The sequence below is a fragment of the Bradyrhizobium sp. 18BD genome (assembly GCF_054185225.1).
In genome coordinates this window covers 1-23,010 of sequence record NZ_JAVAYL010000007.1, presented here as the reverse complement: position 1 = coordinate 23,010, position 23,010 = coordinate 1, and the positions used below count along the sequence as shown (strand labels likewise).

24 protein-coding genes and 1 other RNA gene are annotated in these 23,010 nt (G+C 65.1%); 10 read left to right on the top strand and 15 right to left on the bottom strand.

Features of this window, described 5'->3' with window-relative positions; translation table 11 throughout:
• Positions 1 to 42 precede the first annotated feature (42 nt).
• From RAD16_RS14505 to RAD16_RS14455, 11 genes are all read right to left on the bottom strand, one after another.
• Entirely contained in the window at positions 43 to 552 is a 510-nt protein-coding gene (locus RAD16_RS14505; RefSeq protein WP_458158569.1) for an Lrp/AsnC family transcriptional regulator, read from the bottom strand.
• A 97-nt stretch (positions 553 to 649) separates the two neighbouring features.
• The gene (locus RAD16_RS14500) at positions 650 to 1,573 is read right to left on the bottom strand and encodes a sugar kinase (RefSeq protein WP_458158568.1); all 924 of its coding nucleotides are present in this window, start codon (positions 1,571 to 1,573) and stop codon (positions 650 to 652) included.
• A 6-nt stretch (positions 1,574 to 1,579) separates the two neighbouring features.
• Entirely contained in the window at positions 1,580 to 2,518 is a 939-nt protein-coding gene (nudC, locus tag RAD16_RS14495) for an NAD(+) diphosphatase (RefSeq protein WP_458158567.1), read from the bottom strand.
• A gap of 11 nt (positions 2,519 to 2,529) precedes the next feature.
• On the bottom strand, positions 2,530 to 2,949 hold the full coding sequence (locus RAD16_RS14490) for an HIT domain-containing protein (RefSeq protein ID WP_188103091.1): 420 nt from the start codon (positions 2,947 to 2,949) through the stop codon (positions 2,530 to 2,532).
• Between the two features lie 265 nt (positions 2,950 to 3,214).
• The gene (locus tag RAD16_RS14485; RefSeq protein WP_458158566.1) at positions 3,215 to 4,342 is read right to left on the bottom strand and encodes a muconate cycloisomerase family protein; all 1,128 of its coding nucleotides are present in this window, start codon (positions 4,340 to 4,342) and stop codon (positions 3,215 to 3,217) included.
• Positions 4,339 to 5,094, bottom strand: a complete 756-nt coding sequence (locus RAD16_RS14480) for an SDR family NAD(P)-dependent oxidoreductase (protein WP_458158565.1) — start codon at positions 5,092 to 5,094, stop codon at positions 4,339 to 4,341. The genes RAD16_RS14485 and RAD16_RS14480 overlap by 4 nt, the downstream gene beginning before the upstream one ends.
• Entirely contained in the window at positions 5,094 to 5,888 is a 795-nt protein-coding gene (locus tag RAD16_RS14475) for an amino acid ABC transporter ATP-binding protein (RefSeq protein WP_458158564.1), read from the bottom strand. Before RAD16_RS14475 ends, RAD16_RS14480 begins: the two co-directional genes overlap by 1 nt.
• Positions 5,885 to 6,547, bottom strand: a complete 663-nt coding sequence (locus tag RAD16_RS14470; protein ID WP_458158563.1) for an amino acid ABC transporter permease — start codon at positions 6,545 to 6,547, stop codon at positions 5,885 to 5,887. The genes RAD16_RS14475 and RAD16_RS14470 overlap by 4 nt, the downstream gene beginning before the upstream one ends.
• A gap of 146 nt (positions 6,548 to 6,693) precedes the next feature.
• Positions 6,694 to 7,542, bottom strand: a complete 849-nt coding sequence (locus tag RAD16_RS14465) for a transporter substrate-binding domain-containing protein (RefSeq protein WP_458158562.1) — start codon at positions 7,540 to 7,542, stop codon at positions 6,694 to 6,696.
• A 467-nt stretch (positions 7,543 to 8,009) separates the two neighbouring features.
• Entirely contained in the window at positions 8,010 to 9,479 is a 1,470-nt protein-coding gene (locus tag RAD16_RS14460) for a catalase (protein WP_458158561.1), read from the bottom strand.
• Positions 9,480 to 9,536: 57 nt separating this feature from the next.
• Positions 9,537 to 10,178, bottom strand: coding sequence for an HD domain-containing protein (locus tag RAD16_RS14455; RefSeq protein ID WP_458158560.1), 642 nt, complete (start codon positions 10,176 to 10,178; stop codon positions 9,537 to 9,539).
• A 103-nt stretch (positions 10,179 to 10,281) separates the two neighbouring features.
• Between RAD16_RS14455 and RAD16_RS14450 the strand changes: the two genes are divergently transcribed.
• The 6 genes from RAD16_RS14450 to RAD16_RS14425 all read left to right on the top strand — a co-directional run bounded on the left by RAD16_RS14450 (position 10,282) and on the right by RAD16_RS14425 (position 14,934).
• Complete coding sequence (locus RAD16_RS14450) at positions 10,282 to 11,283, top strand: GlxA family transcriptional regulator (protein WP_458158559.1); 1,002 nt, start codon at positions 10,282 to 10,284, stop codon at positions 11,281 to 11,283.
• A 106-nt stretch (positions 11,284 to 11,389) separates the two neighbouring features.
• Positions 11,390 to 11,486: signal recognition particle sRNA small type (gene ffs / locus RAD16_RS14445), an RNA gene on the top strand.
• A gap of 94 nt (positions 11,487 to 11,580) precedes the next feature.
• Positions 11,581 to 13,422 carry a DNA polymerase III subunit gamma/tau gene (locus RAD16_RS14440; RefSeq protein WP_458158558.1) on the top strand — a complete coding sequence of 614 codons (1,842 nt, stop codon included), beginning with the start codon at positions 11,581 to 11,583 and terminating at the stop codon, positions 13,420 to 13,422.
• Between the two features lie 122 nt (positions 13,423 to 13,544).
• The gene (locus RAD16_RS14435) at positions 13,545 to 13,865 is read left to right on the top strand and encodes a YbaB/EbfC family nucleoid-associated protein (RefSeq protein ID WP_458158557.1); all 321 of its coding nucleotides are present in this window, start codon (positions 13,545 to 13,547) and stop codon (positions 13,863 to 13,865) included.
• A gap of 1 nt (position 13,866) precedes the next feature.
• A complete protein-coding gene (gene recR / locus RAD16_RS14430) occupies positions 13,867 to 14,469 on the top strand; it encodes a recombination mediator RecR (RefSeq protein ID WP_027561562.1) in 603 nt (200 codons plus the stop codon).
• Positions 14,470 to 14,496: 27 nt separating this feature from the next.
• Positions 14,497 to 14,934, top strand: coding sequence for a hypothetical protein (locus RAD16_RS14425; RefSeq protein WP_458158556.1), 438 nt, complete (start codon positions 14,497 to 14,499; stop codon positions 14,932 to 14,934).
• Between the two features lie 268 nt (positions 14,935 to 15,202).
• On the opposite strand, the gene RAD16_RS14420 is transcribed toward RAD16_RS14425, so the two are convergent.
• Positions 15,203 to 16,567 (bottom strand): AmpG family muropeptide MFS transporter, encoded by a 1,365-nt coding sequence (locus tag RAD16_RS14420; RefSeq protein ID WP_458158555.1) that lies wholly within the window; start codon positions 16,565 to 16,567, stop codon positions 15,203 to 15,205.
• Between the two features lie 223 nt (positions 16,568 to 16,790).
• Entirely contained in the window at positions 16,791 to 17,993 is a 1,203-nt protein-coding gene (locus RAD16_RS14415) for a DNA recombination protein RmuC (RefSeq protein WP_458158554.1), read from the bottom strand.
• 171 nt (positions 17,994 to 18,164) lie between these two features.
• Here RAD16_RS14415 and def point away from each other — a divergent pair, with 171 nt between their 5' ends.
• From def to RAD16_RS14395, 4 genes are all read left to right on the top strand, one after another.
• Complete coding sequence (def, locus tag RAD16_RS14410) at positions 18,165 to 18,689, top strand: peptide deformylase (RefSeq protein ID WP_458158553.1); 525 nt, start codon at positions 18,165 to 18,167, stop codon at positions 18,687 to 18,689.
• A gap of 165 nt (positions 18,690 to 18,854) precedes the next feature.
• Positions 18,855 to 19,778: a methionyl-tRNA formyltransferase gene (gene fmt, locus RAD16_RS14405; protein ID WP_458158552.1), complete on the top strand. Its 924-nt coding sequence runs from the start codon at positions 18,855 to 18,857 to the stop codon at positions 19,776 to 19,778.
• Positions 19,778 to 20,515: a tRNA pseudouridine(38-40) synthase TruA gene (gene truA, locus RAD16_RS14400; protein WP_458158551.1), complete on the top strand. Its 738-nt coding sequence runs from the start codon at positions 19,778 to 19,780 to the stop codon at positions 20,513 to 20,515. Before fmt ends, truA begins: the two co-directional genes overlap by 1 nt.
• Before the next feature lie 22 nt (positions 20,516 to 20,537).
• Entirely contained in the window at positions 20,538 to 20,873 is a 336-nt protein-coding gene (locus tag RAD16_RS14395) for a GIY-YIG nuclease family protein (protein ID WP_458158550.1), read from the top strand.
• Positions 20,874 to 21,004: 131 nt separating this feature from the next.
• On the opposite strand, the gene dapE is transcribed toward RAD16_RS14395, so the two are convergent.
• Together dapE and RAD16_RS14385 are read right to left on the bottom strand one after the other, a co-directional pair.
• The gene (gene dapE, locus RAD16_RS14390; protein ID WP_458158549.1) at positions 21,005 to 22,171 is read right to left on the bottom strand and encodes a succinyl-diaminopimelate desuccinylase; all 1,167 of its coding nucleotides are present in this window, start codon (positions 22,169 to 22,171) and stop codon (positions 21,005 to 21,007) included.
• Entirely contained in the window at positions 22,168 to 22,806 is a 639-nt protein-coding gene (locus tag RAD16_RS14385; RefSeq protein WP_458158548.1) for a DUF805 domain-containing protein, read from the bottom strand. Before RAD16_RS14385 ends, dapE begins: the two co-directional genes overlap by 4 nt.
• Between the last annotated feature and the right edge of the window lie 204 nt (positions 22,807 to 23,010).

Below are 23,010 nucleotides of genomic sequence, written 5' to 3'. Positions count from 1 at the left end.
TTCGCAATCCGACCTCTCCCCGCAAGCGGGGAGAGGTGAAGGCTACGCCGCCACCACGGCCGGGATCGGCAGCGCGGTGACCGACTTGATCTTCTCCATCGCGAAGCGCGAGGTGACGTTCTTGAGCGGCACGGCGCTGATCAGCTTCTTGTAGAAGATGTCATAGGCCTGCATGTCCGCGACCACGACGCGCAGCATGTAGTCGACGTCGCCGGCCATGCGGTAGAATTCCATCACCTCCGGCATGGCGCTGACGGCCTCGGCGAACTTCTTCAGCCAGGCGTCGGAATGATCCGAGCTCTCCACCGAGACGAACACGGAGATGCCGAGCCCGATCTTGTTCTGATCGACCAACGCCACCCGCTTTAGGATCACGCCGTCGGCTTCCAGGCGCTGGATACGTTTCCAGCAGGGGGTCGAGGACAGGCCGACGCGGTCGCCGATCTCGGCGACGGACAGGGAGGCGTCGTCCTGGAGCACCATCAGGATCTTGCGGTCGATGGCGTCGAGGCGGCGGTTGGTCTCGGGGATCTGGACAGCGACGTCGGTCATTTGAAGAACTTTGTTCCAATATGAGGGCTGATTTCCGTCGTATAGAGGAAAATCTTCTACCGCAAGCCCATAATCTCGGCGCCCGAGCAGAATGGCTCTAAAGCCTGTCTTGTAAAAACCCTTCAACTTCAATGCGTTGCGGCGCGGCTTGACCGCCGCCATGGCGACTGCATTTCAGGGCTGCGGCAGCCGCGGCGAATTGCAGCGCCTCCCGTACCTCGCCACCCTCGGCCAGCCGAAGCGTGAAGGCGCCGTGGAAGACGTCGCCGGCGCCGAGCGTATCGACGGCCTCGATGGGGAAGGCGGGCGTCTCCTCCAGCGCGCCGGCCTCGTTCAGCCAGATGGTGCCGCGCGGGCCGCGGGTCGCGGCGAGGAAGGCGGGCGTCAACCCGGCGAGGTGCTTCAACGCGGCACCGTCCTCGGCGACGCCGGCGGTCTCCTGCACCTGCTCGCTTGAGAACAGCAGATGCGAGGCGGCGGTGAGCAGGCTGTCGTTCAGCGCCATTGCGCGATCGACGCCGACGATGACGGGAATGCCGCGCCGGCGTGCTTCGGCACAGAGATCGATGCAAAAGGCGCCGCAGCGGCTCTCGACCAGGACAGCCTGACAATCGGCGAGCAGCTCGTCGGCGTCAGGCAGCGTCACACTCCACAATGCGGGATCGCGATAGATCGTCAGCGTCCGCTCGCCGGCCGCGTCGATGATGATCGCAGAAACCGGCGTGGCCGCCCCCCCCATGCGCACGATATGGCTGATATCGATCCCCTCGGTGGCCATCCGCTCGAGAATGAACCCGCTCGAGGTCTCCCGCGCATCGCCCATCGGTCCTGCAAACGAGACGCGGCCGCCGAGCCGCGCCATCGCGATTGCGGCATTGAGGGCATTGCCGCCGCAGATCTCGGCGAGATGCGTGGCGTTGGCCTTGCTGCCGCGCTCCGGCACGGCCTCGACCCGAAAGGTGAGGTCGCGCACGGGAATGCCGATGCAGAGGATGCGCGGCGCGGTCCCGGATAGCGCCATCGGCGGTCAGCTCTTGCTGTGCACCCAGCGGCCGAGCAGATGGTGCGCGATGGCGAACGGATGCGGGCCGGCGAGCCCGTCCGGATGCGTCCGCTTCAGCATCAGGGCCGCCTCTTCGCGCGTGAACCAGCGCGCATCCTCCAGCTCCGAGTGGTCGACGATGATGTCCTCGCTCAGCGCCCGCGCGCTGCAGCCGATCATCAGCGACGACGGATAGGGCCAGGGCTGGGTCATGTAGTACTGCACGTCGGTGCAGCGAATGCCGGACTCTTCGAAGATCTCGCGGCGCACCGCGTCCTCGATGGTCTCGGCGGCCTCGACGAAGCCGGCAAGGCAGGAATACATGCCCGGCGGAAACTGCTTCTGGCGGCCGAGCAGGCACTTTTCGCCGGATGCCACGTGCATGATCACGACCGGATCAGTGCGCGGAAAGTGCTCGGCCTTGCAGGCGGGGCACTCGCGCTTCCAGCCGCCTTCCTTCATCCCGCTGCGGGCGCCGCAATTGGCGCAATAGCCGTGGCGCTGATGCCAGCCGACCATCGACTTCGCCATCGCGATCGCCGACAGCTCCTCGGGCGGGATCGCGCCCTGCATCGCCATGCCGCGCAGCTCGGTGACGGTGTAGTCCTCGCGCCCGACCAGCTTCTCGGCCGCGGCCTGCGCCAGGCCCATGCCGAACAGGGCCGCGCCGTCGCGAAGGCCGAGGAAAATCGTGCCGGGATTAGCGCCGCATTTCAGCGCCTCGTCGATCGAGAGCAGCGCGCGCACCTTGTCGCCCTCGCGCTTCACCAGCAGCGAGTCGCGGTACACGACGTAGGCGCGGGAGGATGATTTCTGCTCGAGCGCGAACAGCTTTTCGTCGTCGCGGCGCAGATGCGCGGCACGATCGAGGACGTTGGTGACGAAGGCCGGCTGCCCCAGCGGAAACGAGTCGAATGCTGACATTTCTTGTTCTTTCAACCCAACCAGATCTTTTTGCGAAGCGCGCTGATGAAATTCTGCACCTCGGCGGCATCGTGCGCCAACGGCGGCATCACGCCCCAGACCGGCCGCGGCCAGGCGGCATCACCGGTGCGGCGCGCGATAATGTGGACGTGAAGCTGCGGCACGAGGTTGCCGAGGGCCGCGACATTGAGCTTGTCGCATTTGGTGATCTCTTTCAGCGCGCGCGAGACGCGGGATATCTCCGTCATCAATTGCGCCTGCTGCACCTCATCCAGATCGATGATCTCGACGGCATCGGCGCGCCGCGGCACCAGCAACAGCCAGGGATAATGTGCGTCCTTGATGACAAGCACCTTCGACAGCGGCAGATCGCCGATGTCGATGGTGTCCTCTTTCAGGCGGGAGTGCAGCGACCAGGCGGGTTCAGGCATATGCGTTTCCGGATGGCCCGCGCGGGAACGGGGCTCGTTTGGTCCGACCATACGATACGGATTTGGCGAGGGGAAGGTTGGGGCTCCGCTGCTTATGCATACTCGATCATCGTCCCCGCCTAGTGCGCAATTGCGCACGGGGGCGGCGACCCATAACCACAGGGAATAGCTATTGCGCGAGCTGGCGGCTCCGAGTCCTCGCCAAACTCGATCCTGTGGTTATGGATTCCGGGCTCGCGCTGCGCGCGCCCAGGAATGACGGCAACTACGCCTCCGCCAGCACCCGCGCATTGGCGCGGATCGAGGCTTCGCTGACGCTAATCCCGAGCCCCGGGCCATCGGGCACGACAACGTGACCGGCGCGGTTGGCAACGCGCTCCTCCAGCACGTCCTCGGTCAGCACGTGGTGCGGCATATAGAACTCGCAGCCGAGCGAGATGCCCGGTGTGGCCGCGATCAATTGCGTGCCGGCGGCAAGGCCGATGCCGCCCTCCCACAGCGTGCCGCCATAGCCGGGCAGGCCGGCAATGTCGGCGATCGCCATGATCGCCTGCGCCTCGAACAGGCCGCCGGCCTTCATCAGCTTGATCGAGACGGCATCGGCCGCCTCGCGGCGCACCACCTCCATCATATCGCGGCGGTCGAAGCAGCTTTCGTCGGCGAGCACGGGCGTTTCCAGCGCCGCGGTGAGCTGCGCCATCACGTCGAGAAATTTGCGCGGCACCGGCTGCTCGATGAAGGTCGGCGCGAATTCCTCAACATCGCGCAAAATCTTGATGGCGCCGAACGGCGCCAGCGCCTGGTTGTAGTCGACGCGCAGATCGACCTTGTCGCCGAACTCTTTCCGGATTGCTGCGAGATGGTCGAGGTCCTCACGATGCGGTTTGACACCGGTCTTGACCTTGTAGATGACGTTCCCTTCCGGAACCATTTTCCGCATGCGCTCGAGATCGGCGGCGAAATCCGGATCGGCGATCGAGAACGACAGCGGGATGGTGTCGCGCACGCGGCCGCCGAGCAGGTCGGCGACCGACAGCCCCGACGATTTGCCGACGATGTCGAGCAGCGCCGTCTCGATTCCGACCTTGGCTTCGGCATGTCCGACCAATGCGCGGTCGAGCTCGGCCATCAGCGCGCGGATGCGGCGCACGGGTTTGCCGAGCACGATCGGCCTCAAGTAAATGTCCAGCGCGGAGAACGCGGCTTCCGGCGTTCCCGTAAACACTTCCCACGGCGCGGCTTCGCCCCAGCCGATCACGCCGTCGCTCGACGTCAGCTCGATCAGCACGCGCTTCACCGTGCCCTTGACGTTGCCGACGCCCTGCAGGCGCGCCATCTTGATCGGGCTTTCGATCAGGAACAGGCGGATACGTTCGATGGTCGCTTCGGTCATGTCAGGCCTCCATTGACGTGCCAGACCTGGCCTGTGACGTAAGACGCCTTCGGGGATGCCAGGAAGGCGATGATCTCGGCGACCTCCTCCGGCCGCCCGCGGCGGCGCATCGGGATCAGCGCCTCGGTCGCGGCGATCTGCTCGGGCGACAACCGGCTCTCGCTCGGCTTGTCTTTGACGATGAGGCCGGGCGCAACCGCATTGACGGTGATGCCGTCTTTGGCGAGCTCGATCGCGGTGAGGCGGACCAGAGCTTCGAGCGCGGAACGGCTCGCGGCTGTCGCCGCAAACGGCGCGAATTCGGGGCGGATAGCGTGCGCCACGAAGGACGACACCGCGACGATCCGCGCGTCTTGCCCCGCGCGCAGCAGCGGCAGCGCAGCTTCGACCATCCGCGTGAACGCCAGTGCCGATTCATCCATCGCCTGCCGGAATTGATCCGCCGGCGTGCCGATCGCGCTGCCGCGGCGGGCGTGGCCGCCGACGAGAACAAGTCCGTCGAGCCGGCCGAATGCGGCCTGCGCAGCGGCAATGGCAGCGGCGGCCGCGGTGTCTTCAGCGAGATTGCTGAGGCACTTTGCCACCACGGCGCCCTTCGCTTCGGCTTCCGTCGCGGTGGCGTCGAGACCTTCTGCGTTGGAACGCGTATGCAGCAGCAGTGCCGTGCCGGGTGCGGCGAGCAGCTTTGCGGTGGCGCGACCGATGCCGCTGGCGGCGCCGGTGACGAGATAGACACGATTGATATTGGACATCAGGATGCTGTGGTGGCCGGCGGCAGCGCGCCGGTGCGGTGGAAATGGCTGAGGAAGGCGCGCGTCGCGGCTTCCTTGGGATTGTCGATCACCTGCCGTGCGGGGCCTTCCTCGACCACGACACCGTCGCGCATGAAGATGAGACGGTCGGCGACCTCGCGGGCGAAGGCGATCTCGTGGGTCACGATCACCATGGTCATGCCCTCGGAGGCAAGTTGCTGGATCACGTTGAGCACCTCGCCGACCAACTCGGGATCGAGCGCCGAGGTTGCTTCGTCGAACAGCATCACATCCGGCTCCATCGCGAGTGCACGCGCGATCGCGACGCGCTGCTTCTGGCCGCCGGAGAGCGTCGCCGGATATTGGTCGGCCTTCTCGGCGAGGCCCACCTTGGCAAGCTGCGCCCGCGCGAGCTTCTCGGCATCCGCCTTGGCCATGCGCCGCACCGTGACCGGTCCCTCCATGACGTTCTGAAGCGTCGTCATGTGCGGGAACAGATTGAAGTGCTGGAACACCATGCCGGTGGTTGCGCGGAATTTTGCCAGTGTCTTCACGTCGGGGAGTTTTGATCCGTCGCCAAATGCAAAGCGCGTATCGCCGACGCGGACGCTGCCGCCGTCGGGCACGACCAGCAGGTTGATGCAGCGGAGCAGCGTCGACTTGCCCGAGCCCGACGGGCCGATCAGCGCGACCACGCCGCCCTTGGCGACGTCGAGATTGATGTTCTTGAGGACCTCGTTGCTACCGAAGCTCTTGCGAAGGCTGCGGATCTCGATCTTTTGCGTCTCGCTCATTCGCTGACCGCCAGTCGCTTCTCGCCGCGGCGGACGATGATGGTGAGCGGGATCAGGATCGCCGCATAGGCGACCGCAACCGCAGTATAGGTCTCCAGCGGCCGGTAGCTGTCATGGGCCGCGACCTGGCTCTGATAGACCAGATCAGGCACCGCCAGCACGGAGACCAGCGAGGTGTTCTTGAACTGGATGATCGACTGGTTCATCAGCGCCGGGATCATGCGCTTGATCGCCTGCGGCAGCACGATGCGCCGCATGCTCTGACCCGGCGTCATGCCGAGCGCGGCGCCGGCTTCCGACTGGCCCTTGTCGATCGAGATGATGCCGCCGCGGATGATCTCGGAATAGAACGAGCCGCCATAGAGCGAGAGCGCCAGCGCCGAGGCCGTGATCGGTGTCATCTCGACGCCGGCGAGGATCGGCAGCGCGTAATAGAACCAGATCAGCTGCACCAGGATCGGCGTGCAGCGGAACGCCTCGATGAAGGCGAGGGCGGTGAGGCGCACCGTCCTAAAGCGCGACAGGCTGCCGAAGGCGCCGAACAGGCCGAACACGAGGCCCAGCACGACGATGACCACGGTGAAGCCGACGGTGACGCCGAGCCCGTTGAGAAAGAGCCAGCGATAGCTCCAGAGGATGCCGAAGTCCCACTGATACATGCGTGTTTAACTCGTACCCGATGTCAGTTCAGAAACTCGTCGTCATGCCCGGGCTTGTCCCGGGCATCCACGTTCTTGGTGCCGCGGGTCAGACGTGGATGGCCGGGACAAGCCCGGCCATGACGGTGCGGATGCGCGAAGCGCTCTTACAACGAAACGCCCGGCGGAATGTCCGCCTCGGTCACGCCCACCAGCTCCATGTTGGTGATGATCGCGTTGCGGATGAAGCCGAGGCCCTTGTTGAAGTCGATCCAGGTATTGACGTAGTCGCGGAAGGTCTTGTCGTTCTCGCGGCGGAAGCCGGCATTCGACGTGGTCGCGAAGATCGGCGTCGGCAGTACGAACTGGCCGAGCGAGGGGTTCTTCTTCAGCACGGTCAGCGACAGCATGGTGATCAGGCACTGCGCGTCGACGCGGCCGGTCTGCAGCGCGGCGGTGGCATCGTCGGCGGTCTTCAGCCGCGAGATCTGCGCCTTCGGGGTCAGGCGGCTGACGACCTGGTCATGCGAGGAGCCCTGGTCCACCGCGATCTTGATGTCGGGCGAGTTCAGCTCGGCCCAGCTCTTCGGCTTGAAGTCCTTCTTGCAGAGGATGCCGAAGGCGTTGTTGAACACCGGCACCGAGAAGTCGACCACCAGCGCGCGCTTCGGCGTCGGGTTGAGGCCGAAGAAGATGTCGATCTTGTTGGACTGCAGATCGAGCACCGAATTGCCCCAGGTGGTCTCGGTGATCTCGAGCTCGGCCTCCATGTCGTCGGCGAGCCCCTTGGCGATGTCGATGTAGAAGCCCTTCCACTGGCCGCTGGCGAGGTCCTTCATGTAATAGGGCGCGCCGCCGCCGACCGCGCCGATGCGCATCTTCTTGGTGCGGCGGATGCGGGCGAAGGTCGATTCGTTGGGATCGGCCGCGGTCTGCGCGACAGCCGGGGCAGCCAGTGCGGCGGCAGTCATCGCGCCAAGTCCGACAATCGATGCGACATCACGACGTGTAACCATTTTGAGGAATCGCTTTTCTGGTTGGATGAAGGTGTGTGGTTGATCTCGTGCGAAAAATTTCACCCGTCAATCGGCGTCAGCCGGCTGAAAAATGCTCTGGATCGGATTTTCGCGCACCCTTTGTTTCGCCTCTGGCGGGATTTTGATAGCAAGGCGCTGCCGGGCGGGCCCTGTCAAGACTCGATTGCCTCAGGGATGTGCGTGGCCTCGAAGATGGGCACGAAGCCTATCGGCGATGACGCTTTCCGAGGCGAACGTCTGCGTCCGCGCGCCGCAGCGGGCGTACGGCGGCGATGCGTCAGGCGCGGCGGCGCAAGCGGGTCGGCGAGCGGCTATTTCGCGAAGAAATTGAGAGGCTTCGGCAGCTCGCTTTAAAAATGCGAGCGGTCGCCCGTGGTCGGGGGCGTCAGGCGAACGGCACCTGATCGGCGCCGTTCGCAAGAGACGACAAGAGGTTGGTCCTGATCCTATTCCGCGGCCTCGGCGCGGACCGTCGCAAGCCGCGTCAGCGCGTCGCGGACGCCGGCGCCGTAAGCGGGATCGGCCTTGCTGCAGTTGGCGACGTGCCGTTCCTGGATCGGGACGGCCGCCGCTCCCACGGCGCGCGCGGTGTTGTCGAACAGGGCCTGCCGCTGGGCAGCGTTCATCTTGCGGAAGAGGTCGCCGGGCTGCCGGTAATGATCGTCATCGATGCGGTGATCCCAATGTGCCGCCGCCCCATCGATCTCGAGCGGCGGCTCGTTGAGATCAGGCTGGTCGGTCCACTCGCCGCGGCTGTTCGGGAAATAGGTGGGCGTGCCCCCGAGATTGCCGTCGGTCCGCATCGCGCCATCGCGATGGTAGCTGTGATACGGACATTTCGGCGCGTTGACCGGGATCAGATGGTGGTTGACGCCGAGGCGATAGCGCGCCGCGTCTCCGTAGGAGAACAGCCTCGCCTGCAGCATCTTGTCGGGCGAGAAGCCGATCCCCGGGACCACATGGGCCGGCGAGAAGGAGGCCTGCTCGACCTCGGCGAAGACGTTTTCCGGATTGCGGTTCAGCTCGAAATAGCCGACCTCGATCAGCGGGAAGTCCGCCTTCGGCCAGACCTTGGTGAGGTCGAACGGGTTGAAGGCAAACGCCTTGGCCTGGTCGTCGGTCATAATCTGCACGAACATCGTCCAGCGCGGGAAATCGCCGCGCTCGATGCTGTCGAACAGGTCGCGCTGGTGGGTCTCGCGGTCCTTGCCGATGAGGGCCTCGGCCTCGGCGTCGGTCAGGTTTTCGATGCCCTGCTGCGTCCGGAAGTGAAACTTCACCCAGCACCGCTCGTTACTGGCATTGATGAGGCTGTAGGCATGGCTGCCGAAGCCGTGCATGTGCCGGAAGCTTCTCGGAATGCCGCGCTCGCTCATCACGATGGTGACCTGGTGCAGGGCTTCCGGCAACAGCGTCCAGAAGTCCCAATTGTTGTCGGCGTTGCGCATCCCGGTCCTGGGGTCGCGCTTGATCGCATGATTGAGGTCGGGAAAGCGCAAGGGATCGCGGAAGAAGAACACGGGCGTGTTGTTGCCCACCAAGTCCCAATTGCCTTCCTCGGTGTAGAACTTCAGCGCAAAGCCGCGGATGTCGCGCTCTGCGTCGGCTGCGCCGCGCTCGCCGGCCACCGTCGAGAAGCGTGCGAACATCGACGTGACCTTGCCGATCTCCGAGAAGATCCTCGCCTTGGTATAGCGGGAGATGTCATGCGTGACCGTGAAGGTTCCGAAGGCGCCGGATCCCTTGGCGTGCATGCGCCGCTCGGGAATCACCTCGCGGTCGAAATGGGCGAGCTTCTCGATCAGCCAGACGTCCTGCAACAAGGCGGGGCCGCGGCGGCCGGCGGTCATGATGTTGAGATTGTCGCTGACGGGTGCTCCCGTTGCGTGCGTCAGATGCTGGCGTTTGTCGCTCATGTCGTGATTCCTGGTCGATGATTGAAGAAGGGATTTGCAGCGGGCACGAACTCGCGTTCAGCCGTGCCAATGGGAGTTGCGGATGACGCTGCAGAAATTGCCGCGATGGAAATGCGGCTCCTTGTCGGCGATGACGTCGGCCTTGACGTTGCCGAACGTCGTATCCGGCCGATACTTGATGCCGTCGTAGAAGGCCTGGATGATGTCTTCCTTGAAGTGCGGCGTGCGCGGAAACGCCGTCACGACCGCCTCGCGCTCCGCGTCGGAATATTCGCCGTAGGTGAGCCCGAGAACGTCCATCTCGACGCCCGCGGTCACCAGCGCGACGACGGGGTGCATATGCTGGGGTACGCCAGGTGTCGTGTGCAGGGCGATCGCGGTCCAGACCGTGTAGGCGTCCGCCTCCGAAATGCCGTGGCTGCGCAGGAAGTCGCGCGCGGCATGCGCGCCGTCGACCTCGAACCGTTCGTGCTTGCTGCCATGGTCCGGCATCAGGCCGATGTCGTGAAACATCGCGCCGGCGTAAAGCAGTTCGCAGTCGAATGTCAGTCCGCGGCGGACGCCGGCCATCGCGCCGAACTGGTAGACGCGGCTGGAATGATTGAACAGCAGGTCGGTCTCGGTATCGCGGATGTATTCGGTGATGGCACGCGCCAGCTTGCTGTCGGGAATGATGGCGGCTTCGGTGATCTTCGACATGAGCAGCTCCTGAAATTGAGGTCGCCTACATCGTAGATTTCGGCTAGTTTGTCTTGAATCGACGTAATACATCAAAAACGGACAAATCCGGATTGGAGCGGACATGGGCGCGAAGCCAAAACCAAGAACGGTCGTGATCGTCGCGCTGCCCGGGGTGCAGCTGCTCGACGTTGCCGGACCACTCGATGTGTTCGCCGAGGCGAATTTGCAGGCCGGCTATCCCGCCTACGCGCTGTTCGTGGCGGGCGCGGAGCCGGGGCCGATCCGCAGCTCCTCAGGCGTTCGGCTGATGCCTGATCGTATCGTCGATCGCGATTTCCAGGAGCCGATCGACACCTTGCTGGTGGCGGGATGCCCGAACGCCGCCGAAGTCCCGGCGGATGGCATCGTGATCGACTGGCTGCGGCGGCGGGCGTCGCGGACCCGCCGGTTCGGCTCGGTGTGCAGTGGGGCCTTCTTCCTTGCCGCCGCCGGTCTTCTCGATGGCAGGCGGGTCACGACGCATTGGGCTGTCGCGGACATGCTGGCCCGGAAATTCCCCTCGGTCACGGTGGACAAGGACGCCCTCTACGTCACCGACGGAAAGCTCCGCACCGCCGCGGGCGTGACCGCGGGGCTGGATCTCGCGCTGGCACTGGTCGAGGAAGATCTCGGGCGCGACACCGCCATGAAGGTCGCAAGCCAGCTCGTGATGTTCTTCAAGCGCCCCGGTGGGCAGATGCAGTTCACCCGCAAGGGCGAGGCTGTTCCGGCCGGCCGCGCTGCGTTGCAGGAGCTGCAGCGCTGGGTCGCCGCCAATCCAGGGCTCGATCACAGCGTTGCAGGCCTGGCGACGCGCATGGAGCTGAGCCCCAGGCATTTCGCCCGGCTGTTCCGCGCCGAGGTCGGCGTCACGCCCGCGACTTGGGTCGAGGAAGCCCGCGTCAATGCGGCGAGGCGGCTGCTGGAGTTCGGTAATGAAGCACCGAAGCAGGTGGCGCTGCATTGTGGCTTTGCCGATGCCGACACGCTGCGCCGGGCATTCCATCGCCATGTCGGCGTGACGCCTGCCGAGTACCGCAAGCGATTTGCGCGAATCACGGAAGTTCCAGGCGGCCGGCGCTGAGGCGCCTTCTGCCATCCGAACAGGCCGGCGGTCGTCCCTCCGGGGGAGGACGGGATCGGTGGATACCCGCTTGCTTTCCCGACCTTTTGGCCCCAAATAGGGACCGGGAGATTGGCGGTGGACGAGCCACTCGCCAACCGGGTCAGGTCCGGAAGGAAGCAGCCCTAACGAGGTCCGGATCGGGTCGCTCGTCAGTCTCCTACCTGTTTTTTCGAGCGAATTGCGCCGGCGGGTCTCCCGCCAGCGCGCTCCTTTCCGCAAAAGCCGGCCGAGAGACATTTCATTGCGGATCGACCGATGACCGACGCTGGCGCCCCTCCGAACCCCGATAGCGCCGGCCAGGCCGGCAACACGCCCTACCGGGTGCTGGCGCGCAAATACCGCCCCTCTTCCTTCGACGACCTGATCGGCCAGGAGGCCGTGGTCCGCACCGTCTCCAATGCGTTCGAGACCGGGCGCATTCCGCAGGCCTGGATCCTCACCGGCGTCCGCGGTGTCGGCAAGACCACCACGGCGCGCATCCTCGCCCGTGCGCTCAACTACGAGATGCCGGATGGCTCGGTGAAGGGGCCGACCATCCACATGCCGACCCTCGGCGTGCATTGCCAGGCGATCATGGAAAGCCGGCACATGGACGTGCTGGAGATGGACGCGGCCTCGCATACCGGCGTCGACGACGTCCGCCAGATCAATGACAGCGTGCGCTACGCGCCGGCCAGCGCCCGCTACAAGGTCTACATCATCGACGAAGTCCACATGCTGTCGACGGCGGCGTTCAACGCCTTCCTGAAGACGCTGGAGGAACCGCCGGAGCACGCCAAGTTCGTGTTCGCGACGACGGAGATCCGCAAGGTTCCGGTCACGGTGCTGTCGCGCTGCCAGCGTTTCGATCTGCGGCGCGTCGAGGCCGACGTGCTGATGAAGCACCTCGCCAACATCGCCGCGAAGGAAAGCGTCGAGATCGAGCCCGAGGCGCTCGGCATCATCGCGCGCGCGGCGGAAGGCTCGGTTCGCGACTCTCTGTCGCTGCTCGACCAGGCGATCGCGCATGCGGCGGGCCAGGTGAAGGCTGACGCCGTCAGGCAGATGCTGGGCCTCGCCGACCGCACCCGCGTCATCGATCTCTTCGATTCGCTGGCGCGCGGCGACATCGCTGCCGCCTTCAAGGAGTTCCGCGACCAGTACGATGTCGGTGCCGATCCCATCGTCGTGCTTTCGGACCTTGCTGAGTTCGTCAATTTCGTCACCCGCGTGAAGATCGTGCCGGCGACCGCCGACAACGTCGCTTATGGTGAGACCGAGCGCGTCCGTGCCAAGGATTTCGCCTCGAAAATCTCGATGCGCGTGCTGTCGCGGATGTGGCAGATGCTGCTCAAGGGCATCACCGAGGTACAGGCCGCGACGCGCCCTGCGGCGGCCGCCGAGATGGTGCTGGTCCGCATCGCCTATGTCGCCGACCTGCCGACGCCGGACGAGGCGATCAGGATGCTGGAGCAGAACGGAGGCGGCTCGCCGGTCGTGACCGGCGGAAGTGCCGCGCGCAGCAGTGCGCCGGCCGCGCCGATGGGCTCCGCAGCGCCTGCTGGCTCTGCGGCGCCCGTGCGCGCACCAGGCCCGCCGTCGGGCTTCGGCGGCGGCGCAGCCCGTCCGCAGATGGCAGCGCCCGCGCCGGATCCGCAAGGTGCCGCGCCCCAGCTCCGCATCACCAGCTTCACCCAGCTCGTCGCTGTTGCCGGGCAGAAGCGCGATCTCATGACCAAGGGCGCGCTCGAGGCGGACATGCGCCTCGTTCGTTTCGAGGAGGGCCGGCTCGAGGTCGCGCTCGAGCCCAACGCCTCCAAGACCATGATCACCGAGCTTGCGCGCAAGTTCGAGCTCTGGACCGGCCGCCGCTGGACCGTGATCGTCTCCAACGAGCAGGGCCAGCCGACGCTGCGCTCGGTGAACCAGGCCGCGAAGCAGGAGCATGCGCGCACCGCCGAGGCCGATCCGCGCGTGCAGGAGGTGCTGTCGCGCTTCCCCGGATCGAAGGTCGTCGAGGTCCGCAGGCTTGCCCCCGAGGCGCCGGAATCCAATATTAACGCCGACTACGGCAGCGATGATCCGCCCGACGGTTCCGACGCCGAGGACGATCTCTGAGCATGATCCGGACCCGAAGGGCCGTGTAGCGCAAAGTGCGAAGCGGTTTTCCGATCAGATCATGCTCAAACAACAAGCTACGGCGCGATGACGACTTATGGCGCCAACAAGGACAAGCACCCATGGCTGATTTTCTCGGCATGATGAAGCAGGCGGCGCAGCTGCAATCCAAGATGCAGGAGATGCAGGATGCGCTCTCCAACGTGGAGGTCGAAGGCATCTCCGGCGGCGGTCTCGTCACCGTGCGCATGACCGCCAAGATGGATGTGAAGGGCATCAAGATCGATCCCTCGCTGATGAAGCCGGAAGAGCGCGAGGTGCTGGAGGACCTGCTGGTCACTGCGCTCGGCGATGCCCGCCGCAAGGCGGAGACAGCGGTGCAGGAAAAGATGCAGTCGCTGACAGGCGGGCTCGGCCTGCCGCCGGGGCTGTTCGGCCAGTAAGATGGGCGCGGTTGCAGGTCCCGAAATCGAGCGGCTGGTGCAGCTTCTCGCACGGCTGCCGGGCCTCGGTCCGCGCTCCGCGCGGCGCGCGGCGCTGCACCTGATCAAGAAGCGCGAAGCGCTGATGATGCCGTTGTCGTCGGCCCTGCAGGTCGCGCTCGACAAGGTTCAGGTCTGCAAGACCTGCGGCAACATCGACACGCAAAATCCCTGCACGGTCTGCACCGATCCGAAGCGCGATCCCGCCATCATCGTCGTGGTCGCCGACGTCGCCGATCTCTGGGCGCTGGAGCGGGCCAATGCGACCCAGGGGCGCTATCATGTGCTGGGCGCGACATTGTCGCCGCTCGACGGCGTCGGTCCGCAGGACCTCACCATCGACGCGCTGGTGGCGCGGGCCCACGCGGCCGAGGTGCACGAGATCATTCTTGCGCTGAATGCGACAGTCGACGGCCAGACCACGGCGCATTACATCACCGACCTGCTCCAGGACGCCAACGTAAAAGTAACCCGCCTCGCCCATGGTGTGCCGGTCGGTGGCGAGCTTGATTATCTTGATGAAGGTACGCTATCGGCCGCCATGCGGCAGCGGACCCTGTTCTAGCAATCCAGACTTCACGGAACGGACGACATGACGAAACGATTCGCCAAACGGCTGGCTTTGGTGGCGATGATGATGGCAGTGGGGACCCCCGCCATCTCCGCCCAGCAGGACGACGGGGCGCCGCCGCCCTCGAAGCCCGGCAAGCCGATCGCCAATGGCGACGTGCTCTCGGGCGAGCTGAACGCCATGAAGGTGCGGGACGTCAAGAACGCGGGCAAGCGGATTGCGATGTACCAGATCACCTCCGAGCCGCGCCGTCTGCCGGCGCCGAACGGGTTGTGCAATCTCGAGACCGGGCCTGAAACCTTCCAGCTCGTCACCTCCAGCGACGCGCAGGCCGTGCAGCTGAAGTCGTTCGTCGGCAAGGCGATCTCGGTCAAGGTCGATGAGGTCGCCTGCGCCAGCGATCCCGGCCAGATGAGCGAGGCCGTGATCACGAAGTGGAGCCTGATCAAGAAGCAGTAGGGGGCAAGCAACTCTCCCCGCCGTCATTGCGAGGAGCACTTGCGACGAAGCAATCCAGACTGCTTCCGCGGAGAGATTTCTGGATTGCTTCGCTTCGCTCGCAATGACGAAGGAGAGGCCTGAGCGAGCTGCGGTAGGGGTGGGCAAAGCGACCTGTCCGCCGTAGCTCGAAGAGCGAAGGCGGAAGCGTGCCCACGAGCCTTTCGAATTTATGGCGTGATGGTGGGCACGGCGCGTTGCGCCTTTGCCCACCCTACGAGACCGGGGATCACACCCTCACCGGCCCCAGCGCATCAAAGTGCCCGCGCTTCTGCAGCCAGGCGAGCAGCACCAGGCTCGGGATCGTCACCAGCACGCAAATCACAAAGAACACCGCCCAGCCGGTCGTCTCGGCCACGAAACCGGCACCCGACGACAGATAGGTTCGCCCCACCGCCGCGAGCGCGGTGAGCAGCGCGTATTGCGTCGCCGTGTGCAGCGGGTTCTGGCACAGCGCCGAGAGATAAGCGACGAAGATCACGGTGCCGATGGCGCTGGTGAAATTCTCGGCGCAGATGGCGAGCGCCAGCGCCCATTGGTTGGTGCCGACCACGGCGAGCCAGGAGAAGGACAGATTGGCCAGCGCCTGCACCACGCCGCCGATCCAGAGCGAGGTCGCCAGCGAATAGCGCCGCGCGACGAAGCCGCCGGCAAAGCCGCCGATCAGCGTTGCGGCGAGGCCGACGCCCTTCACGATCGTCGCATAATCGTTGCGGGTGAAGCCGAGGTCGATCACGAACGGCGCGGTCATGGTGCCGGAGAAGGCGTCGGTGAACTTGAACAGCACGACGAAAGCGAGCGCGACGAGCGCATCCTTGCGCGTCAAAAATTCCGAGAAGGCGCCGATCGCCGCGTGCAGCACGCGCCTGAACGCGCTGTCGGCGTGTGTCGCGGCATCGGCGCGCGCGGATTGTTCGGGCTCGGTCGCGACCAGCGCCGTGATCGTTCCGATCAGCACCATCGACGCCATCACCACATAGCCCCACATCCATGCCGACGTGCGCGTGATGCCGGAGCTCTCGAAACCCGAGACGATGAACAGCGCGCCCGCGGTCGAGACCAGCATGCCGATGCGATAGGCGGCAACGTAAGCCGCCATGCCGGCGGCCTGCTCGCTCTCGGGCAGGCTCTCGACGCGGAAGGCATCGACCACGATGTCCTGTGTCGACGATGTCGTCGCCACCAGCAGCGCGCCGAGCGCGACATAGAACGGCGAACGCGCGGGGTCGGTCAGCGCCAGCAGCAGGATCGCGACGATCAGCAGCAATTGCGAGAACACCAGCCAGCCGCGCCGCCGCCCGAACGCGCGGGTGAACAGCGGCACATGCAGCGCATCCACCAACGGCGCCCACAGGAACTTCAGCGTGTAGGGCGTGCCGACCAGCGCAAACAGCCCGATGGTCTTGAGATCGACCCCGGCCTCCCGCATCCACACCAGCAGCGTCGACCCCGACAGCGCCAGCGGCAGCCCCGAGGAAAAGCCGAGGAACAACACGATCAGCACCCGCGGCTGCAGGTAAACAGCCAGGCTGTCGCGCCATGAGGTCGCAGGGGCGGAAGTCGCGGCGGAGGAGGTCGCGTCGGGTGCGGTCATGGGGAGGTGTTAGCAGATTCTGGCCGTGATGCCTCGTCTCCCTCTCCCGTTCTTACGGGCCGCGACGAGCTTCGCTCGCACTGAGAGGGCGGGGTGAGGGGCCTCTCTCCACACATGCGGCGGCCGCGAGACCTGTACCCCCTCACCCGGATTGCGCCGGACGATGCTTCGCGTCGCCGGGGGCAATCCGGCCTCTCCCCGCAAGCGGGGAGAGGTAAGCAAGTCACTCCCCCGCCTGGAGCTTCCTCGGGAACAGCTCCGGCGCGTCGGCCGCCACCAGCCGCGGGCCCTCGGCAGTTGCGTCGGTCTTGCTGAAATCGAGTTCTTCGATTCGCCCGGCGCGCTTCTCGATCTTGTCAGCGGAGATCAGGATCTGGCGGACGTCCTCGTTCGCGTCGGAAAAATGTTTCTGCAGTTTGACCACGCGGTCGCGCAGGCGGCCGAGATCGTCGCCGAGCTTGATCACTTCGGTTTGGATCTGGTCGGCGGCATCGCGCATGCGCGCGTCCTTCATGATCTGCTGCATCACCTGGATCGCGAGCATCAGGAGCGAGGGCGACACCAGCACGACGCGGGCGCGATAGGCCTTCTGGATCACGTCGTCGAAACCGTCATGGATTTCGGCGTAGACCGATTCCGACGGCACGAACATCAGCGCCATCTCCTGGGTCTCGCCGGCGACGAGATATTTTTCCGCGATGTCGCTGACATGCTTCATCACGTCGCCGCGCAGCCGCTGCGTGGCGACGCGCCGCTCCTCGTCGGTGCGGGCGTCGTGCAGCGCGGTCATCGCCTCGAGCGGAAACTTTGCGTCGATGCAGAGCGGGCGCTGGTCCGGCAGGAACACGACGCAGTCGGGCCGTTTTCCGGTCGAGAGCGTGAACTGGAATTCGTAGGACCCTTTAGGAAGTCCGTCCTGGACGATCGCCTCCATCCGCGCCTGGCCGAAGGCGCCGCGCGACTGCTTGTTGGCGAGCACGTCGCGGAGCGTCGTCACCTGCGTGGTGAGGTCGGTGAGGTTCTTGTGGGCGCTGTCGATGATGCCAAGCCGCTCGTGCAGCGCGCGCAGGCTCTCCATGGTGTTGCGGGTCGAGTGTTCCATGGACTGGCCGACGCGATGGGTGACCGAATCCAGCCGCTCGTTGACCGCGCGGGCCATCTCGGCCTGGCGTCCCGCCAGCGCCTGGGTCATGGCGTCGGCTCGGCCGGCGGCCTCGCTCTGGGCGTGCAGCACTTGGGCAAGGCGCTCCTCGAGCTCGTCGGCCCGGATCGCGTGCGCCATGGCGAGTTCCGCGCCGCGCCGCCCGGATCGCGCGATCACGACCGCAATCACTACCAGCAGGATGAGGACGAGGGCGCCGAAGCCGATCAGCGCATCGATGGTGCGCACCGGCCAGTCGCCCAGCATGAAAATGATCTCGTTCATGGCTGTCCTTCTAGCCGATTCGCAGGGTTGCGCGAACGAAGAGGGAACGCGACCGGTTAACGGCCCCCTAATTTCTATGGTTAACGAAACCTGAAGTTTTATGGTTAGCGGAGGGTTAACGGGGTTCCTGGGCGCATTGACCGCATCCGGCATGGGGCTTAAATCGCGGCCATGGCCCTCAGAGCAATCATCATCCTGCCCGACAAGCAGCTGCGTCTGGTCTCCAAGCCGATCGAGAAGGTCACGCCGGAGATCCGCAAGCTTGCCGACGACATGTTCGAGACCATGTACGACGCGCCCGGCATCGGGCTGGCGGCGATCCAGATCGCGCAGCCGCTGCGGCTGATCACCATGGACCTCGCCAAGCGCGACGAGAACGGCGAGACCAAGCCGCTGCCGCGCGTCTTCATCAATCCGGAGATCATCGCCTCGTCCGAGGAGCTGTCGGTCTACGAGGAAGGCTGCCTGTCGATCCCCGAATATTACGAGGAGGTCGAACGTCCCGCGAAGGTGCGCGTGCGCTTCACCGATCTCGACGGCAAGGTGCATGAGGAGGACGCCGAAGGCCTCTACGCCACCTGCATCCAGCACGAGATCGACCATCTCAACGGCGTGCTGTTCGTCGACTATCTGTCCAAGCTCAAGCGCGACCGCGTGATGAAGAAGTTCGAGAAAGCTGCCAAGCGCGCGGAGTAGCCACGTCCTTCGCCGTCATGCCCGGCCGAAAGCGCGGAGCGCGTCTTCAAGCTAATGTGCCGGGCATCCACGTTCTTTGCCGCCGCGAGCAAGAAGAACGTGGATGGCCGGGACAAGCCCGGCCATGACGAGTACCTTGCTCGCCTCCGAGGATTGTCGTGTCACATGCCCCTCCGCCTGATCTTCATGGGCACGCCCGATTTCTCCGTGCCGACGCTGCTCGAGCTGGTCGCGCACGGCCACGAGATCGTGGCCGTCTACACCCGCGCGCCGAAGCCGGGCGGGCGGCGGGGGCTGCAATTGCAGCCGACCCCGGTCGAGGAGGCCGCGCGAAAACTCGGCGTGCCCGTGCTGACGCCGAAGACGCTGAAGACCGAGGAAGCGCTCGCAGAATTTCGCGCCTTCGACGCCGATGCCGCCGTCGTCGTCGCCTATGGCATGATCCTGCCGCAGGCGATCCTCGATGCGCCGAAGCTCGGCTGCTACAATCTGCATGCGTCGCTCCTGCCGCGCTGGCGCGGTGCGGCCCCTATCAACCGCGCCATCATGGCCGGCGATGCCGAGAGCGGCGTGATGGTGATGAAGATGGATGTCGGTCTCGACACCGGCGACGTCGCCATGGCCGAGCGTCTCGCGATCACCGACACCATGACCGCAGTCGACCTGCACGATCGCCTCTCGCGGTTAGGTGCCGATCTCATGGTGCGCGCGATGGCCGCGCTCGCGCGGGGCGGCCTCCAACTCAGGAAGCAGAGCGAGGACGGCGTCACTTATGCTGCCAAGATCGACAAGGCCGAGGCGCGGATCGACTGGAGCAAACCCGCGCGCGAGGTGCTGCGCCACATTCACGGCCTGTCGCCGTTTCCAGGCGCCTGGGCCGAGCTTGAGAATGCGCGCGTCAAAATTCTGCGCTGCGAGCTGGCGAAAGGATCGGGTGCGCCGGGCGAGGTGCTCGATAACCAACTCACCGTCGCCTGTGGCGAGGGCGCGATCCGCATCATCGAGCTGCAGCGCGAAGGCAAAGGCCGGATGCAGGCGGCGGACTTTTTGCGCGGTGTGAAGGTCGAGCCACCGATGCGGCTCGCCTGATGCCCCGCTACAAGCTCACCATCGAATATGACGGCAGGCCGTTCTTCGGCTGGCAGATCCAGGACACGCTCCCCTCGGTCCAGGGCGCGCTGGAGGCTGCGGTGAAGGCGATGACCGGTGCGGATTTGCGCGTGCACGGCGCCGGCCGCACCGATGCCGGCGTGCATGCGCGCGGCCAGGTTGCGCATGTCGACATTGAGAAGCAGTTTCCACCCGGCCGTTTTCGCGATGGTCTCAACGCACATCTGCGCCCGCATCCGATCGCGGTGCTCGAGGCCGAGATCGTGCCCGACACTTTCGAGGCGCGCTTCTCGGCGGTGAAGCGCCACTACCGCTATCGCGTGATCAACACCCGCGCCAATCTCGCGCTCGACGTCGGCCATGCCTGGCGCGTGCCGCGCCGGCTCGATGCCGATGCGATGCATACGGCTGCCCAGCGCCTGCTCGGCAAGCATGATTTCACGACCTTTCGCGACACCGAGTGTCAGGCCAAGTCGCCGGAGAAGACGCTCGACCAGCTCGACGTGCTCCGCGACGGCCGCGAGATCACCATCGTTACCTCGGCGCGCTCGTTCCTGCACAGCCAGGTGCGCTCGATGGTGGGCTCGCTGGTCTGGGTCGGCGAAGGACGCTGGACCGGGGACGATCTCTCCGCCGCACTCGCCGCACGCAACCGTGCCGCGTGCGGCATCGTTGCGCCGCCGGATGGGCTGTATTTGATGAAGGTGGATTATTAGCGCTTGAGGTCGCCACATCGTCATGGCCGGGCTTGTCCCGGCCATCCACGTGCGTCAACATGCGACCATGCATGGTGGATGGGTCTACATCCTGGCGAGCGCCGCGAACGGCATTTTGTATGTCGGCGTGACGAGCGATATTGTTCGTCGCATCTACGAGCATCGAAATGGGCTCGTGCCTGGCTTCACCAAGAAGTACGGCGTCAAGCTACTCGTCTATTTCGAGCGCTATGAAGACATCCAAACGGCAATCCAGCGCGAGCACAACATCAAGCATTGGTCGCGGACGTGGAAGGTCAGGCTGATCCTCAGAGATAATCCTGAATGGAAGGACCTCTACGACACGATCGTTCAGTAGGTCGTGCCGAGCTCTCACCGCATCGTCATGGCCGGGCTCCGTCCCGGCCATCCACGATCTTTCTTGTTGGCCGCGGCAAAGAACGTGGATGCCCGGGACAAGCCCGGGCATGACGGCGAAGGGTTGGGCGCCTACGCAAAATACCGCGCCAGAATCCCGCGATACACTTTTGTCAGCTTCTCCAGATCCACCACCGGCACCCGTTCGTTCACCTGGTGCATGGTCTGCCCGACCAGCCCGAACTCGATCACCGGGCAATAGCTCGAAATGAACCGCGCATCCGACGTGCCGCCTGACGTCGACAGCTCCGGCTTGCGGCCCGTCACCTCCTCGATCGCGGAGACCGCGAGATCGGTGAACGGCCCCGGCTTGGTGACGAACACGTTCGAGTTCGACGGCTCCCAGACGATGCGGGCCTTGATGCGGTTGCCGCAGGCCCTGGCGAGACGCGTCTCGACGAGCTCGCGCAGGCTCGCCTGCGTATGGTTGTCGTTGTAGCGGATGTTGAACTTGGCGCGGGCCTCGCCGGGGATGACGTTGCTCGCCTTGTTGCCGACGTCGACGGACGTGAACTCAAGATTGGAGGCCTGGAATTGCGCGCTGCCGTGATCGAGCGGCTCGTCGGAGATCGCAACGATCAGCCGCGAAATGTCTGGCACCGGATTGGCGGCGCGATGCGGATAGGCGACGTGGCCCTGCACGCCGTCGACATAGAGCGTGCCGGATTGCGAGCCGCGGCGGCCGACCTTGATGGTGTCGCCGAGCGTCTCGACATTGGAGGGCTCGCCGAGCACGCAATGATCGAATTTTTCGCCACGCTCGGCGGCCCACTTCAAAAGCTTGATGGTGCCGTTGATCGAGACGTCTTCCTCATCGCCCGTGATCAGGAACGAGATCGAGCCCTTGCTGTCGGCGCGCGGCTTGCCGCCATTGGCGGCGAGGTGCTCCAGGACAGCTGCGACCGAGCAGGCGATACCGCCCTTCATGTCGACCGCACCGCGGCCGTGCAGAAAGCCGTCCTTCACCTCGCCCGAGAACGCGCCGACACTCCAGGCGCTCTCGTCGCCGGGCGGCACCACGTCGGTGTGGCCGGCAAAGGTGATGTGCGGCCCTTCGGTGCCGAGCCGCGCATAGAGATTGTCGACGTCGGCGGTACCGGCTTCGGAGAACGTCACGCGGTGGCAGGTGAAGCCGGCCGCGGTGAGGGCTGTTTCAAGCACCCCGAGCGCACCGGCATCGGCCGGGGTTACGGAGGGGCAACGGATGAGATCGCGGGCAATCGAGAGAGCATCGGTCATGCGCCCCGCTTAACATGCATGCCGCCGGGTGGGCTAGCACTGGGCGGCACGAATTCGAGCTCGCGGCTCTGGTCCCAGCTTTTCGCAGGGGAAGGACTGTCCTCGGTCTTGGCCAAGGGATCAGAACCGAACCGGTTATCGCCCGTGCTGCCGGGCAGGCAGAACATTTCGACCATGCCCCACAGCCACAGGCCGGATGCCGCCAGGTAGAACGGAAAGATCCAGTTGGGGTCGGGGAGCAGGTCCGAGAACTGGCTGTAGAGGCCGGGCAGGAAAAAGAACGGAACGAGCCACCAGCCACTCCTGTCGCGATCGTGCAGCCGCTTGATCGTACTCGCCAGATAGATCCAGAAGAACAGCGACAGGCCGACCGCTTTCAGGATCAGATTGGTGCGATCAAGGGACGCCAGCGAACGATAGGCCCGAGGATCGACCAGCTTGAACAGGTCGTCGAGACCGAAGTCGAAATCGAGCTTCAGCGACAGCTTCAACGCGCCTTCAACGCTGACGAGATGAATCACCTGACCGATCACCCCGAGAAGCGCTGCCAGTACCGCAACGATCAGCAGCGCCTGCCACAGCAAAGCGCGGTTGATGCGGCCGTTGAAACGGAAAAGGTACGAGGTCCAGTCCATGAAGGGCTCCGGGCGGTGATGCCGCCCGGTGATTGGTCGCGGTGGAGGGAGAGGGGGTTCGATGGGGCTAACCCGATCCGTCATCCTCTTATGTCCCAAGTCAAGGGGGGAGGCATGAGGAAGGGTTGTCTCCCGGACGTCCGAAAGAAGTGTGAGTGGGATGATCGTGCAAGGGTGGAAGCAGAACCCTGAGACGTCGGTCAA

Coding starts and splice junctions, on each gene's coding strand:
- fmt (WP_458158552.1), top strand. CDS start 18,855: ATGCCCCTCCGCCTGATCTTCATGGGCACGCCCGATTTCTCCGTGCCG.
- RAD16_RS14490 (WP_188103091.1), bottom strand. CDS start 2,949: ATGCCTGAACCCGCCTGGTCGCTGCACTCCCGCCTGAAAGAGGACACC.
- RAD16_RS14500 (WP_458158568.1), bottom strand. CDS start 1,573: ATGGCGCTATCCGGGACCGCGCCGCGCATCCTCTGCATCGGCATTCCC.
- truA (WP_458158551.1), top strand. CDS start 19,778: ATGCCCCGCTACAAGCTCACCATCGAATATGACGGCAGGCCGTTCTTC.
- RAD16_RS14415 (WP_458158554.1), bottom strand. CDS start 17,993: ATGAACGAGATCATTTTCATGCTGGGCGACTGGCCGGTGCGCACCATC.
- RAD16_RS14505 (WP_458158569.1), bottom strand. CDS start 552: ATGACCGACGTCGCTGTCCAGATCCCCGAGACCAACCGCCGCCTCGAC.
- RAD16_RS14450 (WP_458158559.1), top strand. CDS start 10,282: ATGGGCGCGAAGCCAAAACCAAGAACGGTCGTGATCGTCGCGCTGCCC.
- RAD16_RS14385 (WP_458158548.1), bottom strand. CDS start 22,806: ATGGACTGGACCTCGTACCTTTTCCGTTTCAACGGCCGCATCAACCGC.
- RAD16_RS14460 (WP_458158561.1), bottom strand. CDS start 9,479: ATGAGCGACAAACGCCAGCATCTGACGCACGCAACGGGAGCACCCGTC.
- RAD16_RS14470 (WP_458158563.1), bottom strand. CDS start 6,547: ATGTATCAGTGGGACTTCGGCATCCTCTGGAGCTATCGCTGGCTCTTT.
- RAD16_RS14480 (WP_458158565.1), bottom strand. CDS start 5,094: ATGTCCAATATCAATCGTGTCTATCTCGTCACCGGCGCCGCCAGCGGC.
- RAD16_RS14425 (WP_458158556.1), top strand. CDS start 14,497: ATGACGAAACGATTCGCCAAACGGCTGGCTTTGGTGGCGATGATGATG.
- RAD16_RS14420 (WP_458158555.1), bottom strand. CDS start 16,567: ATGACCGCACCCGACGCGACCTCCTCCGCCGCGACTTCCGCCCCTGCG.
- def (WP_458158553.1), top strand. CDS start 18,165: ATGGCCCTCAGAGCAATCATCATCCTGCCCGACAAGCAGCTGCGTCTG.
- nudC (WP_458158567.1), bottom strand. CDS start 2,518: ATGTCAGCATTCGACTCGTTTCCGCTGGGGCAGCCGGCCTTCGTCACC.
- RAD16_RS14485 (WP_458158566.1), bottom strand. CDS start 4,342: ATGACCGAAGCGACCATCGAACGTATCCGCCTGTTCCTGATCGAAAGC.
- RAD16_RS14440 (WP_458158558.1), top strand. CDS start 11,581: ATGACCGACGCTGGCGCCCCTCCGAACCCCGATAGCGCCGGCCAGGCC.
- RAD16_RS14455 (WP_458158560.1), bottom strand. CDS start 10,178: ATGTCGAAGATCACCGAAGCCGCCATCATTCCCGACAGCAAGCTGGCG.
- RAD16_RS14395 (WP_458158550.1), top strand. CDS start 20,538: ATGGCCGGGCTTGTCCCGGCCATCCACGTGCGTCAACATGCGACCATG.
- RAD16_RS14465 (WP_458158562.1), bottom strand. CDS start 7,542: ATGGTTACACGTCGTGATGTCGCATCGATTGTCGGACTTGGCGCGATG.
- recR (WP_027561562.1), top strand. CDS start 13,867: ATGGGCGCGGTTGCAGGTCCCGAAATCGAGCGGCTGGTGCAGCTTCTC.
- RAD16_RS14475 (WP_458158564.1), bottom strand. CDS start 5,888: ATGAGCGAGACGCAAAAGATCGAGATCCGCAGCCTTCGCAAGAGCTTC.
- dapE (WP_458158549.1), bottom strand. CDS start 22,171: ATGACCGATGCTCTCTCGATTGCCCGCGATCTCATCCGTTGCCCCTCC.
- RAD16_RS14435 (WP_458158557.1), top strand. CDS start 13,545: ATGGCTGATTTTCTCGGCATGATGAAGCAGGCGGCGCAGCTGCAATCC.